Here is a 16,614-nt window from a genome sequence, read left to right on the forward strand (position 1 = left end):
CCAGCCTCTGGGTTGTGCTTTTTTAATGCATGTTGATAGAATTCGCTTGAAAAGTAAAAAAAATGATTGTTTATTTTGTTCTCTAAAGAATACAAATTAATAAAAACCCCTTTTAAATAAAACTTTTTTGTTCTTTATTAAGATAAATAGTTAATTTTACCTATTCAAATATCCCTATCTTTTGCACTATACTCGAATTATTATTCTTTAAAAAGAACAACTAGTTATTTATAAAAAAAACAATTTGATCCTGGTGCAGAGGGGTTGGATTACTTGTATCGAAAGAATTGCCATACATGCCATAGGGCTACATTTAGCAGTGCGGAATATGGAGAGTGGCTCTGCCGACCTGCGGTGAGGACTTAACAGTGCAAAAAGCCCTGGGTGCACTTACAATTGAGAAGAATCAATACACCCCAACGAAATATTATGAAGAGCAATATTTTACTATTATATAAAAAAACGAAGTTGAATTAGTCTATGATAAAGTCACTTGAACTTTGAATTTTCAAAATTTTGTAATATTTTGTCGGATGAAAGTTTTTGCATTTAGGTAGATTACTGACATAAAATAGCAATATATGGAGGGTTTATCCGTTAAAATATGATTTAAGTATTATATTTGGAGATAAATACCAGGAAAAGGGCAAACTTATTGAAAGATAAGGGCGCAAAGGCACATGTCTAAGGTCCTTGTGACTATGATGGCTGGTCTGCCTGAAATACAAAGAGTATTTTAGGAGGTAGAAGAGGTGGCTAATGTGGAGATGGATCAAGAATGGGTGAAATTGATTTCAGAAGCAAGGAGCTTGGGTTTCAAAAAAGAGGAAATCAGTGCTTTTTTGAAACGGGAAAGCCTTGAGGTTACATTAGAGGAGAACGATGGAAAATAGGTTCCGAACAAGATCGAGAACATCCCTATAAACAGTGGTTCGATTCATTAGCTGTTTATAGGGTTTATTGATTCTAGCGAGTCTAGCTTATTCAAGCTGTATTCTAAGATTATGTAGGTAAACTAGTGCATTACCACTCTACTCTTCTTTATCTTTTCTCCATTTATTAAACTCGATGAATTCCCTGAATTGTTGTTTTGAAACACCCGAATTCATAGCTTCCTCAACGATTTTCATCCAGTCAGTGTCCAATGTTTCCTTATTTGGTGCATCATAAAGCAGGGCATCAACAGGAATGTTAAGTACAGCGGAGATTTTTTCAAGAAATTGAATAGAAGGATTCGTTTGTAAGTTCCGCTCGAGCGAACTTAAATAAGACTTTGCCACACCCGCTTTATCGGCAAGTTCAGTCATCGACATTTTCTTTTCTTCTCGCAGTTTTTTTACACGTTCACCAATCATCAATACCACCTCGAAACATGTTCTATTTATCTTCCGCTAATAAGTTTCAGTATCCCACCTTATCATTCAAAAACATGACGCCTGTAAGGTTGGATTACCTTGACATGCTATCGCTAGAGAGGGCACAGCATCTAGTGATGGAAGGTTATGGATAATTCTCGTTTGCATATGGAATAGTGGGGAATTTTGCAACATATTTTTTATACTTCCTTCTATTTTAACAGTTTTACTCCTCATTTATCCATTGTTTTTCTCAAGAATTGAATTCAGGTCTATACCAGAGAAGTGACATGAAGTTGTACCTCTAGGGTAGAAGTGGTAAAATTAAGCGTACATTAGTAATAATAGAAGATGTGTTTCTTCTTACTTATATGAATTTTGTCATTGATCGATATTACCATAATAGAGGAGCGTTATTGAATGCTTAATATATTAAATAAAGTTTTTGATCCGAATAAGCGAGAAATCAAACGTTTAGAAAAAATCGCTGATCAGGTCGAAGCGCTGGCCGATGAGACGGCTTCGTTATCGGATGAACAGTTGCGTGCCAAAACGGGTGAGTTTAAAGAGCGTTATCAGAATGGGGAAACCGTTGATGATTTGCTTGTTGAGGCTTTTGCGGTTGCGCGTGAAGGGGCAAAGCGTGCTCTGGGCTTATATCCTTACCGTGTTCAAATCATGGGTGGGGCATCCCTTCATGATGGAAATATCTCCGAGATGAAAACAGGGGAAGGTAAAACCTTAACATCCACGATGCCTGTATATTTAAACGCGCTTACCGGTAAAGGTGTACATGTCGTTACTGTCAATGAATACTTGGCACACCGTGATGCCACCGAGATGGGTGTATTGTATGATTTCCTTGGTTTGACCGTCGGATTGAATTTGAACAGTCATTCTAAAGAAGAAAAGCAGGCGGCGTACAATGCGGATATTACGTACAGTACGAATAATGAGTTAGGTTTTGATTATCTTCGTGACAATATGGTGTTATACAAAGAACAAATGGTACAGCGTCCGCTGCACTTTGCTGTCATTGATGAGGTCGATTCGATTTTGATCGATGAGGCGAGAACGCCATTGATCATTTCCGGTTCGGCACAAAAATCGGCTCAGCTTTATATCCAGGCCAATGCGTTTGTTAGAACCTTAAAAAAAGATACGGACTACACATATGATGAAAAGACAAAAGGTGTTCAGCTGACGGAAGATGGGATGAATCGAGCTGAAAAAGCGTTTAATATCGATAATTTGTTCGATATTAATCACGTTACTTTGAATCATCATATCAATCAGGCGTTAAAGGCGCATGTTTCCATGCATTTGGATGTGGATTATGTGGTCCAGGAAGGCGAGATAGTCATCGTTGACCAATTCACTGGCCGTTTGATGAAAGGCCGACGTTACAGTGAAGGTCTCCACCAGGCGATCGAAGCGAAAGAAGGACTTGAAATTCAAAATGAAAGCATGACTCTTGCGACGATTACATTCCAGAACTATTTCAGGATGTATGAAAAACTTTCAGGTATGACCGGTACAGCCAAAACGGAAGAAGAGGAATTCCGCAATATTTATAATATGAATGTCATTGCGATCCCGACAAACAGGAATATCATTAGGGATGACAGGGCAGATCTTATTTACGCGACAACTGATGGGAAATTCAAGGCTGTTGTGGAAGACATCGCCGAACGTTATACAAAGGGTCAGCCTGTGCTTGTCGGTACGGTTGCCATCGAAACATCTGAAGTCATATCTGCCTATTTATCCAAAAAAGGAATCCCTCACGATGTTTTGAATGCCAAGAACCATGAGCGAGAAGCGGAAATCATTGCGAATGCAGGTAATCAAGGCTCAGTTACGATTGCTACGAACATGGCAGGGCGCGGTACGGATATCAAGCTTGGTGAAGGTGTCAAAGAGCTTGGGGGCCTTGCTGTAATCGGCACGGAACGTCATGAAAGCAGGCGTATAGATAACCAGCTGCGTGGTCGGTCCGGCCGTCAGGGAGATCCAGGGGTCACTCAATTCTATTTATCAATGGAAGATGAATTGATGCGCCGCTTCGGTTCGGATAACATGAAAAACATGATGGCACGCCTTGGAATGGATGATTCCCAGCCAATTCAAAGTAAAATGGTGACAAGGGCCGTTGAATCCGCACAGAAACGGGTGGAAGGCAATAACTTCGATTCACGTAAGCAATTACTGCAATACGATGATGTTCTCCGTCAACAACGGGAAATTATATATAAACAGCGTTTCGATGTCATGGAAAGCGAAAACTTACGTGAAATCGTCGAAACGATGATTACGGCATCCATCCAGCGAAATGTTGTCGCGTTTGCACCAATGGGGGATGAGGAAGGCTGGAATTTACAAGGCCTTGTCGATTACCTGAATGGTAACCTATTTAATGAGGGTTCAATCACTTTAGCTGATTTGGAAGGAAAAAATGAATCGGAATTGGTTGAGTTCATTTTAGCAAAAGTGAAAGAAAGCTATGATCAAAAAGAAGAAGAGCTATCTGAAGAACAAATGCGTGAATTCGAAAAAGTAATCGTTCTTCGTGCAGTCGATAGTAAGTGGATGGACCATATTGATGCAATGGAGCAATTGCGCCAAGGGATCCACCTTCGTGCATATGGCCAAATCGATCCGTTACGTGAATATCAATCAGAAGGTTTCGCAATGTTTGAAGCCATGATCGCTTCAATGGAAGATGAAGTAGCCAAATACATCATGAAGGCTGAAATCCGCAACAATTTGGAACGTAAGGAAGTCATAAAAGGGCAAGCGGTCAATCCGAAGGAAGAAGACGGGGGAAAAGTGAAAAAAGCCCCTGCCCGTAAAAAGGAAGACGTTGGCAGAAACGCGTTATGCCCATGCGGAAGCGGTAAAAAATATAAGAATTGCCATGGCAATTTAGGCTAAAGTTAGGTGTATAATGAATATGAGACGGTTAAGTTTAAGGCTTGCCGCCTCTTTTCATGTTTAGTTTGCATAAAGCAATATATTTGCATATAGTTTGAAGAGGTTTATTTGTAATGACGAATCCCTCTTCAGGGATTTTTTTTAACATACTTAATGAGGTGAAGAGAAATGGAATTAGCAGAAATAAGAAATGAACTTGAACGTACAGCGCAACGATTAACGGACTTTAGGGGGTCTCTTTGACTTAGATGAAAAAGAGGCACGAATCGCACAGCTTGAAAATGAGATGACACATCCCGATTTTTGGAATGATCAGCAAAAAGCACAAACTGTCATCAATGAAACGAATGCTTTGAAAGAACAAGTCAATCAGTTGTCCGATCTGAATGAATCATATGAAAATCTGGATTTGACATATGAATTAGTGAAAGAGGAGAATGATCAAGAACTTTTGGCGGAGCTGGAAGAAGAAATCACGATTCTTTCACAAAAGATGAATGACTTTGAACTTCAACTTTTACTAAGTGAAGAATATGACTCGAAAAATGCCATTCTTGAACTGCATCCTGGTGCAGGCGGAACGGAGTCCCAGGATTGGGGTTCCATGCTGCTTCGTATGTATACAAGATGGGGTGAAAAAAGAGGCTTTAAAGTGGAAACCCTTGATTACCTTCCAGGTGATGAAGCTGGAATCAAGAGTGTCACTTTAATTTTTAAAGGACATAACGCCTATGGTTATTTGAAAGCGGAAAAAGGGGTACACCGCCTTGTCCGAATTTCTCCTTTCGATTCCTCAGGGAGACGCCATACTTCATTCGTTTCATGTGAAGTCATGCCGGAATTTGATGAGACGATCAATATAGAAATACGCACGGAAGATTTGAAAGTCGATACGTACCGGGCAAGTGGTGCTGGTGGTCAGCATATCAATACAACGGACTCCGCAGTCCGGATCACCCATATACCTACGAACACTGTGGTAACGTGCCAAAACGAGAGATCTCAAATCAAAAACAAGGCCCAAGCCATGAATATGCTGAAAGCCAAATTGTATCAACGTGAAATTGAACAGCAACAAGCGGATTTGGATGAAATCCGTGGTGAGCAAAAGGAAATTGGCTGGGGTAGCCAAATTCGTTCTTATGTTTTCCACCCGTATTCCATGGTTAAAGATCACCGTACTAGTGCGGAGACCGGAAACTTGGGAGCAGTCATGGATGGGGATATCGATATGTTCATTGATGCTTACTTGCGTTCAAAATTATAAGAACAGCCAGTCGGACCGGTTTCCCCGGTCCGGCTTTTTTTATGATTCCCTTTTTAACGAATCTTCTGGCTGACATTTACAGGATTGAAAAGGGATGCTCTACCTCGTTCGGCCAATACTAAATAATAATGATGGTTCGAGGAGACTTATGCAAAATGAGGAAAAGATATCGGGAGCAGAAGCACCCTTTAATTCAAAAGTTAATGGAGTATGGATTGGTGATTGTCGGTTCGGCCATAATTGCCATTGGATTTAATGTATTCTTACTGCCTAACCAGGTTGCATCTGGCGGGGTAAGCGGGATTAGCACGATTCTCGCTTCAACTCTCGGTTGGGAGCCGGCTTATGTACTTTGGGGTTTTAATATCCCCTTGTTCATCGCGGGGCTTATTATCCTTGGAAGACATTTCGGAGCCAAAAGCCTGATTGGAACCTTGTTTTTGCCTTTAGTGGTATTTCTGACAAAGGATTGGGATGCTTGGACGAATGATGCATTGCTTGGTTCGATTTGCGGGGGGATGATGGTCGGACTTGGGCTGGGGATCGTCTTTCGCGGGAAGGGTTCCACAGGGGGGACCGATTTAGCGGCACAGATCTTCCATAAGTATACCCATCTGTCATTAGGGACCTGTGTGGCTGTCATTGATGGAATCATCGTTTTAAGTGCTACCATTGTTTTTGATATTGAAAAGGGGCTTTATGCATTAATAGGATTATATGTGACAAGCAAGACGATCGACCTCGTCCAGATTGGATTGAACCGGTCCAAGATGTCACTAATTATCACGAATAAAGAAATGGAGATAAGGGATGCTATCATACATGAGCTGGACCGGGGCGTAACAGGCATATCCGGGTATGGCGGCTATACGGATGATACTCGTCCAATTTTGATGTGCGTAATAGACCAGTCGGAATTCACCAAATTGAAACAATTGGTGAAACTTGTTGACCCTAAAGCGTTTGTAATTGTAATGGACGCATCGGAGGTACTCGGGGAGGGTTTTAAACTGGATTGAAATTGGTATAATGTTCTTGTGCTGGTATAAATCAGAGGGGGTAAATTCAATGAAAATGAAATGGTTAGCCTTAGTTTTGGGTACTTCTTTGGCCTTGGCTGCATGCGGTGGGAACGATGATGCTGCAGATAAAGAGCCTGCAGGTGAAAATAATGAAACGACTACGGCAGGTGCCGGTGATGCCGCAAAAATTTATGAAAACAAATGTTCAAGTTGTCATGCAGTGAATCTTGAAGGAGGCGTGGGACCGAATTTAACGAAGGTCGGTTCTAAGCTATCAAAAGCAGACATCGAAAAAGTCATTGCGAATGGTCAAGGCGGAATGCCAAAAGGTATAATCCAGGGCAAGGAAGCGAGCATGGTCGCTGAATGGCTTGCTGAACATAAGTAATGATTAAAGAAACGTTCTGCTTAGCAGGACGTTTCATTTAGCCTCCTTTAAAACCTCGAAACCACTCACATTTAATCCCTTATCAAGCAATCAAATCCTGGAAATATTACATAGATGTTGATATATGTCTAACTGAAATGAAACTGTAATATTTTTTATGCTTAATTTGACAAAATATGATGTTATAATGTTTCTGTGCTCAAGTAAGAGAGATTCATGTCAGATTTCAGTGAAAATTGTCGAAAAAGCTGTAGATACATAGTGATAATCCAAGCAAATTAGGTGGTTTTAGAATGATAGAAATGATAGATGTGAAAAAGACATATCCAAATGGCGTAATTGCCATTAATGGAATCAATGTGAAAATAAAGCCAGGCGAGTTCGTTTATGTAGTGGGTCCGAGCGGTGCCGGAAAATCGACCTTCATCAAAATGATGTATAGGGAAGAAAAGCCTACAAGCGGTAATATCTTGGTCAATGGTCTTAGCCTGCCAAGTATCCGCAATTCGAAAGTTCCCCTATTCCGCCGTAATATCGGTATGGTATTCCAAGATTTTAAACTCCTTCAAACATTCACTGCATATGAAAATGTTGCTTTTGCCATGGAAGTTATTGAAAAGGAACCAGAAGAAATCAAAAAGAGAGTCATGGAAGTTCTCGATCTGGTTGGCATTAAACATAAAGCAAGAATGCTGCCTTCCGAGTTATCTGGTGGGGAACAGCAAAGGGTTGCAATAGCCCGTTCGATCGTCAATGATCCTAAGGTAGTCATAGCCGACGAGCCTACAGGTAATCTTGATCCCGAAACATCATGGGAAATCATGAACATATTTGAAGAAATTAATAAACGCGGAACGACACTTGTCATGGCCACTCATAATAGGGACATCGTCAACAACATTAAACGACGTGTCATTGCCATTGAAAGTGGAAAAATAGTTCGAGATGAACATCGAGGTGATTACGGATATGAAATTTAGAACATTGCTCCGTCACTTCCGTGAAAGTTTTAAAAATATTGGCCGTAATGGATGGATGACGTTTGCTTCAGTCAGTGCAGTAACGGTCACTCTAACATTGGTCGGCGTCTTTTTAGTGCTCATGATGAATTTAAATCATATCGCGGGAAATGTGGAGAAAGATGTCGAAGTTCGTGCACATATTGATAATGCGGCGAATGATGACGATATAAAAACTATCGGTAAGCAAATTATGGAGATGAACGGCATTGAATCAGTGATTTTCTCTCCAAAAGATGAAGAGCTTACTAATTTAATAGATGATTTAGGAGATAATGGTGAGGCTTTTAAACCATTTGAACAGGATAACCCATTAAGGGACGTTTATGTTATCAAAACGAAATCTCCGCAAGATGTCATCAAGGTGGCAAAAGAAATCGAAGGCCTGGAGTATATCCAAAGTGTTAAATATGGACAAGGCTACGTCGAGAAACTATTCAGCTTTGTTAATATTGCTAGAAATATAGGGATCGTTCTTATTGTAGGTTTACTATTTACTGCAATGTTCCTGATTTCGAATACGATTAAAATTACCATTGTAGCCAGAAGAAAAGAAATTGAGATCATGAGATTGGTAGGAGCAACGAATACGTTCATCCGTTGGCCATTCTTCTTGGAGGGACTCTGGTTGGGAATCCTCGGTTCCATCATTCCCATAGGTCTGATTGCAGTACTCTACTACAATCTTTATAAATATGCAGCACCGCAGATTACGTTCAAATTCATAGATTTCCTGCCTGCAAATCCGTTTATTTATCAAGTTTCGGCCATCCTCATCGTAATTGGTGCCGTTATCGGGATATGGGGCAGCTTGATGTCCGTCAGGAAGTTCTTGAAAGTATAAAGGTATATCTTTACTCGAAAGCCAAAAGAAGCCGGATTTAAATAGAGAGACGTTACAAGGCTCGGATGTAACGGGATTGAAAGGGGAAATGAAACGTTGAAAAAAAATATCATTGCCATGAATGCCTCCATCATGATCGGGTTGGGAAGCATTCTAGCGGCACCTTCGGTTTATGCCGAGTCGATATCGGATTTAGAAAAACAGAAAGAATCCATCCAGGAAAAACGTTCGGGGGTTGAATCGAATATTTCTGAAACGGAGAAGAAAATCGATAACCTGCAGGATAAGCAAATGACAGCAGAAGATCAAATCGCTGCCATTGAAGCGAAAATTGCAGAGTCTGCAAAAAAAATCGATGCTAAAAATGCTGAAATTACACAAACGAAAAAAGAAATCGAGGCATTGAAAGAAGAGATTAAGGTATTAAAAGAGCGGATCGCTAAACGTAATGAAGTATTGAAGGAAAGGGCACTTTCTTTCCAGGAGACTGGCGGGGATGTGAACTACCTTGAAGTATTATTCGGATCATCCAGTTTTGGAGATTTAGTTGACCGTGTCGGAGCTGTAGCGACAATTGCTGAAGCCGACCGCGATATTTTAAAACAGCATGAGCTGGATAAAAAGGATTTGGAAGAAAAGCAAAACGCAGTTGAAACGAAGCTTGCCAGTTTAGAAGTGGCAAAAGCTGAACTATTGGAAATTCAAAAGCAACAAAAACAGCAGAAGCAAGAAAAGGATGCATTGGTTAAGAAATTAAAGCAACAAACTGAAAAGCATGAACATGAGAAGATGGGCCTAGAGGAAGAAAAAGCGAATCTTGCTGCTCAAGAAAAAGCCATCAAATCAGCCATCAGCTTAGAGCATCAACGTCTTGCCGAGTTGGAAGCAGCTCGTAAAAAAGCGGCAGCCGAAGCGAAAAAACGTGCAGAGCAAGAAGCGGCACAAGCGGCAGCACAAGCATCATCACAAGCATCCGAAACAAAAAAACAATCTACTTCTTCAGGATATAGTGCAAAAAGCAACAGTTCATCATCAGCACCATCATCTTCACAAGTTTCGGCTAATGTTAGTCAAACGCCAGCAGTATCATCGGGTACTTTCACTAGACCAAGTGCAGGATATGTATCTTCAACAATGGGTGTACGCTGGAATAAACAGCATGCCGGCATCGATATTGCTGCTAGCGGAACAGTTCCAATTGTAGCCGCAGCCGACGGAGTCGTAAGCCGTTCTTACTTTTCAAGTTCATACGGTAACGTCATCTTCGTTACCCATTCAATCGGCGGTCAGCAATGGACTACGGTGTATGCACATTTAAATTCTAGACAAGCAAGTGAAGGTGCTGTTGTCGCCAAAGGTCAACAAATCGGCATCATGGGGAACACAGGACATTCATACGGTCAGCATTTACACTTTGAGCTACATAAAGGCGCATGGAATTATAGCAAGTCAAATGCTGTTAATCCATTAGACTATATACCTAATTAATACCCAATATATCAAATGAAAAACAGACCAGGATAAATTCCTGGTCTGTTTTTTTTGTGTGATATCACCGTTTTCTATATGCATATTCCTTCCAATCCCCACATATAGTGAAATACATATCAGGTCAGAAATGGGGATAAATATGGTCAAAAAATGGGTACTTCTTCTAGCGATCGTCATGTCACTAGCCATTGGAGCAGTGGGGGGCATATATTGGACAAGCCTTCCGGCCAAGAATGAAGTAAAGGATGAAAGCCAAGAAATATCGAAGGATAAGGAATGGGCAAAAGTGGAACAAGCTTACGGTTTGATCGTAAGTCAGTATGTAGAACAGGTGGACGGTTCCAACCTGGTGGAGGGTGCCATCCAAGGCATGCTGTCAGCGCTGAAAGATCCTTATTCCGTATATATGGACAAGGAGACCGCTAAGCAATTCAATGAAACCCTGGACTCCTCTTTTGAAGGGATAGGAACTGAAATCGGAATGGAAGATGGTAAGGTCATAATTGTTTCTCCTTACAAAGATTCGCCTGCTGAAAAAGCTGGATTAAAGCCGAAAGATCAAATCCTTAAGGTGAATGGTGAAAGTGTAGAAGGTTTGGATCTGTATGAAACACGCCTGAAAATCCGCGGCAAAAAAGGGTCACCCGTCAAAATGGAAATAAAACGGGCAGGGGTTGATAATCCACTTGAGTTCAATATGGTGCGGGCCGAAATTCCGTTGGATACCGTATTTTCATCAATTAAGGAAGTTGCCGGAGAACAAATCGGTTATATCGAGTTGACCACGTTCTCGGAAAATACTGCGACTGATTTCAAAAAGCAGATGAAGGAGCTGGAAAAGAAGGGAATCAAGGGCTTGGTCATAGATGTACGGGGCAATCCAGGCGGCCTTCTTTCTAGTGTGGAAACGATTCTTGGCGAGTTTATCACAAAAGACAAGCCCTATTTGCAAATTGCAGAAAGAACGGGGGAAACACAATCGTTTTTTACAAGCCTTAAGAAAGCGAAAAGTTATCCCATTGCCGTCTTGACGGATAAAGGAAGCGCCTCAGCCTCAGAAATCCTGGCCGGCGCTATGCAAGAGGCGGGAGGTTATCCATTGGTTGGCGAGAAGACCTTCGGGAAAGGGACAGTACAGCAAGCTGTACCAATGGGTGATGGCAGTAAGATTAAACTTACGTTATATAAGTGGCTGACTCCTTCAGGGAACTGGATCCATAAAAAAGGGATCGAACCGACGATCAAAGTGAAACAACCGGAGTATTTTGATGCCCATCAGCTGGCCATTGAGAAGGTGTTGCAGCGGGATATGAATGATGAACAAATCCAGTATGCCCAAAGCATTCTGAAAGGACTTGGATTTGAACCGGGTCGTGAGGATGGATATTATGATTGGAGTACGGAAATCGCAGTAAAGGCATTCCAAAAACAATTTGGCCTGGAAGTGACTGGAAAGCTGGACGCTAAAACAGCAGCACATCTGGAATCCGCCATTCTGGAAAAGATCCAGGATGAAGATAATGATATTCAGTTACGCACGGCTTTGAATTATTTAGTGAAATAACTTGATGGCACCGTTCCTCTTGGAGCGGTGCCTCTTTTGCATTTGATCGGCCCAGCTTGCGAACATGAAGGCAGTATAGGGGAAACTTAAGATAAAGCCACTTTTTCTGCATCTTAATAGGCATGGAGGCTACATTTTTGATAGAATAGGAGGTAACTGACCAGAACGAAATTTGACAAAATTTTGATTACTTTTGAGGATGGTGGAAAGAAATTGACAACGGATTGGCTGATAGCATGCTTAATGGGATTAGGAAAACTCTTCCTTCATCCTTTACTTTATGTTTCGATTGCCTATTGTTTATTCATCGGCTATCTTCGCGTTAAACGGGAACGCCATGATTTTAATACGAAAATTTACAGTATTTCCATGGAGCTGCGTTCCATGTTACCTCAAGGATTGATATGGGGATTGATCCTTTCCTTCCTCACGCTGGCTACTGGACTCGCCATTCCTTTGGCGGCACTGTCCATCATGTTTGTGGTTACGGTTTTGTCCATGCTATCCATGAAAAAGAGGTTTGTTTCCCCCGTTTATACAGTGGGGCTCACCTTCTTTATCCTTTTCTTTTTATATGATAGAGATATCGAGCTTACGTTATTTCAGGATGCCTTTAATCAGCTGGATCGGTCCGTATATCCCACACTTGTTATTTTAATAGGGTTATTACTGATTGCTGAAGGGTTTTTGATTGTTGGCAATGGAAGTAAAAAGGTCTCTCCTCAGTTGGAGGTATCCAAGAGGGGGCAGCCAATAGGTGTGTATGTTTCACAGCGAATCTGGATGATTCCCATGTTCGTTATGATTCCTGGAGGACAACTTCCAGTGCCTTTCGAATGGTATCCGGTTTTTTCAATCGGGGACATGTCCCTATCGCCGGTCGTACTGCCCATTTTAATCGGCTTTAAGCAAAAAGTTCATGGGACGCTTCCGGATCTGGCCATTAGGGCGCAAGGCAAAAAGGTAGGGGCATTGGGAATTGTGATTACGCTATTGGCGGCAGTTGGTTACTGGTACCCTCCATTGGCAATCATAACGGCTGTTTTAGCAATCCTTGGTCGTGAATTCCTGCATTATTCCCAAAAGGCAATGGATCAAAAGCTTCCTTTTTATTTTTCGAAAAGTAAGCTGGGTGTCCAGATCTTAGGCGTTATCCCTCAATCTCCGGCAGATAAAATGGGGTTGTTAAAAGGCGAGGTCATTTCGAAAATAAATGGGGTCGTCGTCAGGGAAGAAGAAGAGTTATATAGGGCGCTCCAAATAAACCGGGCACATTGCAAGCTTGAGGTCATCGATAATAATGAACAGATTCGTTTTGTACAAAGAGCTCTATTTGACGGGGAGCATTACGAATTGGGCCTCTTATTCGTTGACGATCAATTGAAGGAAAGCGGACAAGTGGGTTAATGACACATTCATATAAAATAAAAGGCCTGTCTCGAATTATATCGAGAAAGGCCTTTTTCAGCAGGATCTCAATCCTGTATTATTACTTTTCAAGCATGATCTTTTCTATATCGTCCAACATTTTATTAGCTGCAATTACTCCGCCAGCTGTATTCCATGTTGCGTCGCTAACCTCATGGGCATTTCCATTTTTGACTGCATCAAGGTTTTTCCAAAGTGGATCATTAGTCATTTCTTTTGCTGTGCTTAGTGCTTGTTTGTCCCCTTCAGGAGCATAAGTGAAGTAGAAGAGAATATCTCCATCCATTTTAGGGATGACTTCTTTCCCAACCTCGATGGCAAGGTTACCTAATTTATTATCTGCAGTGAACAGTTCCTTCTGTTGTTCTGCACGTTTAAATCCTAATTGATCGAAAATCACTCCAGAGAATGAATCCGTGTAATAAATACGAGTAGTTCCAGCCATGAAACGAACAATGGAAACTTCTTGATTTACCTTATCACCTAATTTAGCTTTAAGATCTTCTGTGTGTTTATCGAATTCTGCAATTACGTCGTTACCTTTTTCTTCAAGGTTCAAGGCTTTTGCATATAGTTTAAAGTTTTCTTTCCAATCTCCTCTTAGCGTTTCCGAAAAAACGGTAGGGGCGATTGCATTTAATTTATCATAAACAGCTTCTTGGCGTATCTTGCTTCCGATAATCAAGTCAGGCTTCAGTGATGCGATTTTCTCTAAGTTAACTTCATGTTCAACACCAACAACTTCGACCCCATCCATCTCATCTTTAATATGATCGTACCAAGGGTCACCAAGCCATGATTGAACGGCGCCAACAGGTTTAATTCCTAAAGCAAGTAATGCCTCAGTGCCTTCATTTGTTAGAACGACCACTCTTTTAGGCGTTTCTTTCAACTCGGCAGTACCCATGGCATGCTCAATTGTGTAGCTTTTCTCCTCTTTCTTGCCTTCAGCTTTATTTCCATCGGCTTTCTCATCCGAATTCCCGCAAGCTGCTAGAAGGAAGACTGCAAATATTGTAAATATCGTTAATAAAGACTTAAATCTAAACATCTATGTATCCCTCCCAATTTTTCAGCAAATGATAATCATTCGCACTTAACAGCATCATCATAAAATGAATATACTTTTCTGTCAACATATAATTGAAAATGATTCTCAAATTCGTTGACATAATCCTGTTAACGCCAGTACAATTAAATAATGATTTACAAACGTGATTGGAAAGGTAACTGGATATGTTATTAAAAAATTCATGGCAGAAATGGATGGGGCTGTTCATTACCATTCTTTTGCTGCTGTTTTTACTGTGCTCCAGCATTGTATACGGTTATACAGATACAACATGGAAAATGGCAATCGATGCTTTTACCCATTTCAATGGGACGAATGAACACATTGTCATTCAATCAGTCAGACTTCCGCGTGCCCTGATTGCTTCGGCAATTGGTGCGAGTTTAGCCATCTCGGGGGTCTTGATGCAAACGCTAACTAAAAACCCCCTCGCCTCTCCTGATATATTCGGGGTCAACGCCGGGGCGGGATTGGCGGTGGTCACTGGGGTCACCGTTTTTGGGATAAGCAATCTTCAAGTATTCACATGGCTGTCTTTCATAGGGGCGGCCATAGCCGCGATAAGCATATATATGATTGGAAGCATGGGGCGCGGCGGCTTGACACCGATGAAGCTGACATTGGCTGGTGCAGCCATGACGGCCATGGTAGCTTCACTTACACAAGGTCTTCTTGTTTCTAATGAAGCTCTTTTAGAGCAAGTCCTATTCTGGCTTGCCGGGTCCGTTTCCGGTAGAAGTCTAGACAATTTAGTTGCCGTCCTGCCTTATCTTGTCGTAGGTTGGGGCCTTGCCTTGATCATGTCCGGTAAAATGAATGTGTTATCCATGGGTGAAGATGTTGCAAAAGGCCTTGGACTGAATATAGTTTTCCTTAAACTGGTTCTGGGGCTGGCAATCATCCTGCTCGCTGGCGGATCAGTAGCGGTTGCGGGTCCGATCGGCTTTATAGGAATCGTCGTTCCGCATCTTACCCGTTCTATAGTAGGCATCGATCATCGCTGGTTGATTCCCTTCTCTGGACTTTTCGGGGCGGTGCTTTTGATTTCAGCCGATGTCATATCCAGGTATATCCTGATGCCTCGAGAAGTTCCGGTTGGAGTCATGACAGCCATAATCGGGACCCCATTCTTTATTTATATAGCTAGAAAGGGGTTCAGCGGTCGATGAAGTCATATAAGAGCTTTCGTTTGTTTAATGAAAAAATATCATTCGTGATGGATAAAAAAGCTATGATCGTGATTTTCATCTTGTTTTTAGTCACTTCACTAGTGTTTGTAATCAGTACTGGAGTGGGTGAAATGAATATAAATCCGTTAAGTGTCCTCCAGGTCTTAATCGGAGGGGGGACGGAGAGCGATCGGCTTATTATCCAATCTTTCCGCCTGCCTAGAATAATTGTCGCCCTGTTGGTAGGGATGGGCCTTGCTGTAGCTGGAGGAATCCTTCAAGGGATGATTCGAAATCCACTTGCTTCGCCTGATATCTTGGGGATAACAGGGGGAGCGACCGTTGCGGTCGTTGGATTCTTGGCCATTTTTAGCGATAAGAATCATTCTTTAACAGTGAGCATCAATTGGCTGCCGTTAGCTGCATTCATTGGGGCTACAGTCGTGGCCTTACTTGTTTATTCCTTAGCCTGGAAAAATGGGGTTCCCCCGATAAGGCTTGTGTTGATCGGGATTGGGGTGATGGCTTTAATGAAGGCACTCACTACGATGATGATGATTCTTGGCCCGGTCTTTCAAGCGAGCCAGGCAAACCTTTGGATCACGGGGTCAGTGTCCAACTCCACCTGGAATAATATCGCTGTACTGGCACCATGGACGATTCTATTCCTGTTAATTGCCTTCCTGTATGCCAGAAATATTAATTTACAGGAGCTAGGCGATGATCTTGCAACGGGGCTTGGGGGACATGTCCAAAAACAGCGGTTTGCGTTATTGATGATCAGTACGGCCTTGATTGGTGGTTCCACAGCTTTTGCTGGAGGAATAGGATTTGTGGGATTAATGGCACCCCACATGGCCAGAAGGCTGGTTGGTTCGAGTTTTGGAGTGTTACTGCCCGCTTCAGCTTTGCTTGGTGGCATCTTGGTTATGGTGGCGGATTTGATTGGACGGACCCTATTCTCACCTTTGGAAATACCGGCTGGTGTTTTCACAGCGAGCATCGGGGCACCATACTTCATTTATTTACTTTATAAAACGAGGAATTCGTAAATCGGGTAA

At 41.8% G+C, this 16,614-nt stretch carries 14 protein-coding genes and 1 riboswitch; of the genes, 12 read left to right on the top strand and 2 right to left on the bottom strand.

The features are described from left to right. Positions 1-635: 635 nt before the first annotated feature. Positions 636-721, top strand: a riboswitch (cyclic di-GMP riboswitch). Positions 722-752: 31 nt separating this feature from the next. Beyond that, a complete protein-coding gene (locus Q8G36_RS00485; protein WP_305158487.1) occupies positions 753-893 on the top strand; it encodes an anti-repressor SinI family protein in 141 nt (46 codons plus the stop codon). A gap of 138 nt (positions 894-1,031) precedes the next feature. Here Q8G36_RS00485 and Q8G36_RS00490 read toward each other — a convergent pair whose 3' ends face one another. Then, the gene (locus Q8G36_RS00490; protein WP_063233922.1) at positions 1,032-1,355 is read right to left on the bottom strand and encodes a helix-turn-helix domain-containing protein; all 324 of its coding nucleotides are present in this window, start codon (positions 1,353-1,355) and stop codon (positions 1,032-1,034) included. Between the two features lie 420 nt (positions 1,356-1,775). Here Q8G36_RS00490 and secA point away from each other — a divergent pair, with 420 nt between their 5' ends. The 9 genes from secA to Q8G36_RS00535 all read left to right on the top strand — a co-directional run bounded on the left by secA (position 1,776) and on the right by Q8G36_RS00535 (position 13,291). Further along, a complete protein-coding gene (gene secA, locus Q8G36_RS00495; protein ID WP_305158488.1) occupies positions 1,776-4,289 on the top strand; it encodes a preprotein translocase subunit SecA in 2,514 nt (837 codons plus the stop codon). A 168-nt stretch (positions 4,290-4,457) separates the two neighbouring features. Further along, positions 4,458-5,556, top strand: a protein-coding gene (prfB, locus tag Q8G36_RS00500; RefSeq protein WP_251426756.1) for a peptide chain release factor 2 whose coding sequence is annotated in 2 segments (ribosomal slippage) — positions 4,458-4,520 and positions 4,522-5,556 — 1,098 coding nt in all. Because the reading frame shifts where the segments join, the coding sequence is not laid out codon by codon here. A 203-nt stretch (positions 5,557-5,759) separates the two neighbouring features. Continuing rightward, a complete protein-coding gene (locus Q8G36_RS00505) occupies positions 5,760-6,575 on the top strand; it encodes a YitT family protein (RefSeq protein WP_370694008.1) in 816 nt (271 codons plus the stop codon). Positions 6,576-6,624: 49 nt separating this feature from the next. Next, complete coding sequence (gene cccB / locus Q8G36_RS00510) at positions 6,625-6,966, top strand: cytochrome c551 (protein ID WP_305158490.1); 342 nt, start codon at positions 6,625-6,627, stop codon at positions 6,964-6,966. 293 nt (positions 6,967-7,259) lie between these two features. Then, positions 7,260-7,946, top strand: coding sequence for a cell division ATP-binding protein FtsE (gene ftsE / locus Q8G36_RS00515; protein WP_061141190.1), 687 nt, complete (start codon positions 7,260-7,262; stop codon positions 7,944-7,946). Beyond that, a complete protein-coding gene (gene ftsX, locus Q8G36_RS00520; RefSeq protein WP_305158491.1) occupies positions 7,936-8,829 on the top strand; it encodes a permease-like cell division protein FtsX in 894 nt (297 codons plus the stop codon). The genes ftsE and ftsX overlap by 11 nt, the downstream gene beginning before the upstream one ends. Positions 8,830-8,925: 96 nt before the next feature. After that, complete coding sequence (locus tag Q8G36_RS00525) at positions 8,926-10,317, top strand: murein hydrolase activator EnvC family protein (RefSeq protein ID WP_305158492.1); 1,392 nt, start codon at positions 8,926-8,928, stop codon at positions 10,315-10,317. Between the two features lie 142 nt (positions 10,318-10,459). Continuing rightward, positions 10,460-11,884: a S41 family peptidase gene (locus Q8G36_RS00530; protein WP_305158493.1), complete on the top strand. Its 1,425-nt coding sequence runs from the start codon at positions 10,460-10,462 to the stop codon at positions 11,882-11,884. A 213-nt stretch (positions 11,885-12,097) separates the two neighbouring features. Continuing rightward, a complete protein-coding gene (locus Q8G36_RS00535) occupies positions 12,098-13,291 on the top strand; it encodes a PDZ domain-containing protein (protein WP_305158494.1) in 1,194 nt (397 codons plus the stop codon). 82 nt (positions 13,292-13,373) lie between these two features. Here Q8G36_RS00535 and Q8G36_RS00540 read toward each other — a convergent pair whose 3' ends face one another. Next, positions 13,374-14,363, bottom strand: a complete 990-nt coding sequence (locus tag Q8G36_RS00540; protein WP_305158495.1) for an ABC transporter substrate-binding protein — start codon at positions 14,361-14,363, stop codon at positions 13,374-13,376. Positions 14,364-14,548: 185 nt separating this feature from the next. Between Q8G36_RS00540 and Q8G36_RS00545 the strand changes: the two genes are divergently transcribed. Beyond that, positions 14,549-15,553 carry a FecCD family ABC transporter permease gene (locus Q8G36_RS00545; RefSeq protein WP_305158496.1) on the top strand — a complete coding sequence of 335 codons (1,005 nt, stop codon included), beginning with the start codon at positions 14,549-14,551 and terminating at the stop codon, positions 15,551-15,553. Continuing rightward, on the top strand, positions 15,550-16,605 hold the full coding sequence (locus Q8G36_RS00550; RefSeq protein WP_305158497.1) for a FecCD family ABC transporter permease: 1,056 nt from the start codon (positions 15,550-15,552) through the stop codon (positions 16,603-16,605). Before Q8G36_RS00545 ends, Q8G36_RS00550 begins: the two co-directional genes overlap by 4 nt. Positions 16,606-16,614 lie beyond the last annotated feature (9 nt).

The sequence above is a fragment of the Peribacillus frigoritolerans genome (genome assembly GCF_030676415.1).
GTDB lineage: Bacteria > Bacillota > Bacilli > Bacillales > DSM-1321 > Peribacillus > Peribacillus frigoritolerans_A.

Excerpts from the sequence above, each read along its gene's own strand:
- cccB (WP_305158490.1), top strand. The coding sequence starts at position 6,625 with ATGAAAATGAAATGGTTAGCCTTAGTTTTGGGTACTTCTTTGGCCTTG.
- ftsE (WP_061141190.1), top strand. The coding sequence starts at position 7,260 with ATGATAGAAATGATAGATGTGAAAAAGACATATCCAAATGGCGTAATT.
- secA (WP_305158488.1), top strand. The coding sequence starts at position 1,776 with ATGCTTAATATATTAAATAAAGTTTTTGATCCGAATAAGCGAGAAATC.
- Q8G36_RS00540 (WP_305158495.1), bottom strand. The coding sequence starts at position 14,363 with ATGTTTAGATTTAAGTCTTTATTAACGATATTTACAATATTTGCAGTC.
- Q8G36_RS00490 (WP_063233922.1), bottom strand. The coding sequence starts at position 1,355 with ATGATTGGTGAACGTGTAAAAAAACTGCGAGAAGAAAAGAAAATGTCG.
- ftsX (WP_305158491.1), top strand. The coding sequence starts at position 7,936 with ATGAAATTTAGAACATTGCTCCGTCACTTCCGTGAAAGTTTTAAAAAT.
- Q8G36_RS00550 (WP_305158497.1), top strand. The coding sequence starts at position 15,550 with ATGAAGTCATATAAGAGCTTTCGTTTGTTTAATGAAAAAATATCATTC.
- Q8G36_RS00530 (WP_305158493.1), top strand. The coding sequence starts at position 10,460 with ATGGTCAAAAAATGGGTACTTCTTCTAGCGATCGTCATGTCACTAGCC.
- Q8G36_RS00505 (WP_370694008.1), top strand. The coding sequence starts at position 5,760 with ATGGAGTATGGATTGGTGATTGTCGGTTCGGCCATAATTGCCATTGGA.
- Q8G36_RS00545 (WP_305158496.1), top strand. The coding sequence starts at position 14,549 with ATGTTATTAAAAAATTCATGGCAGAAATGGATGGGGCTGTTCATTACC.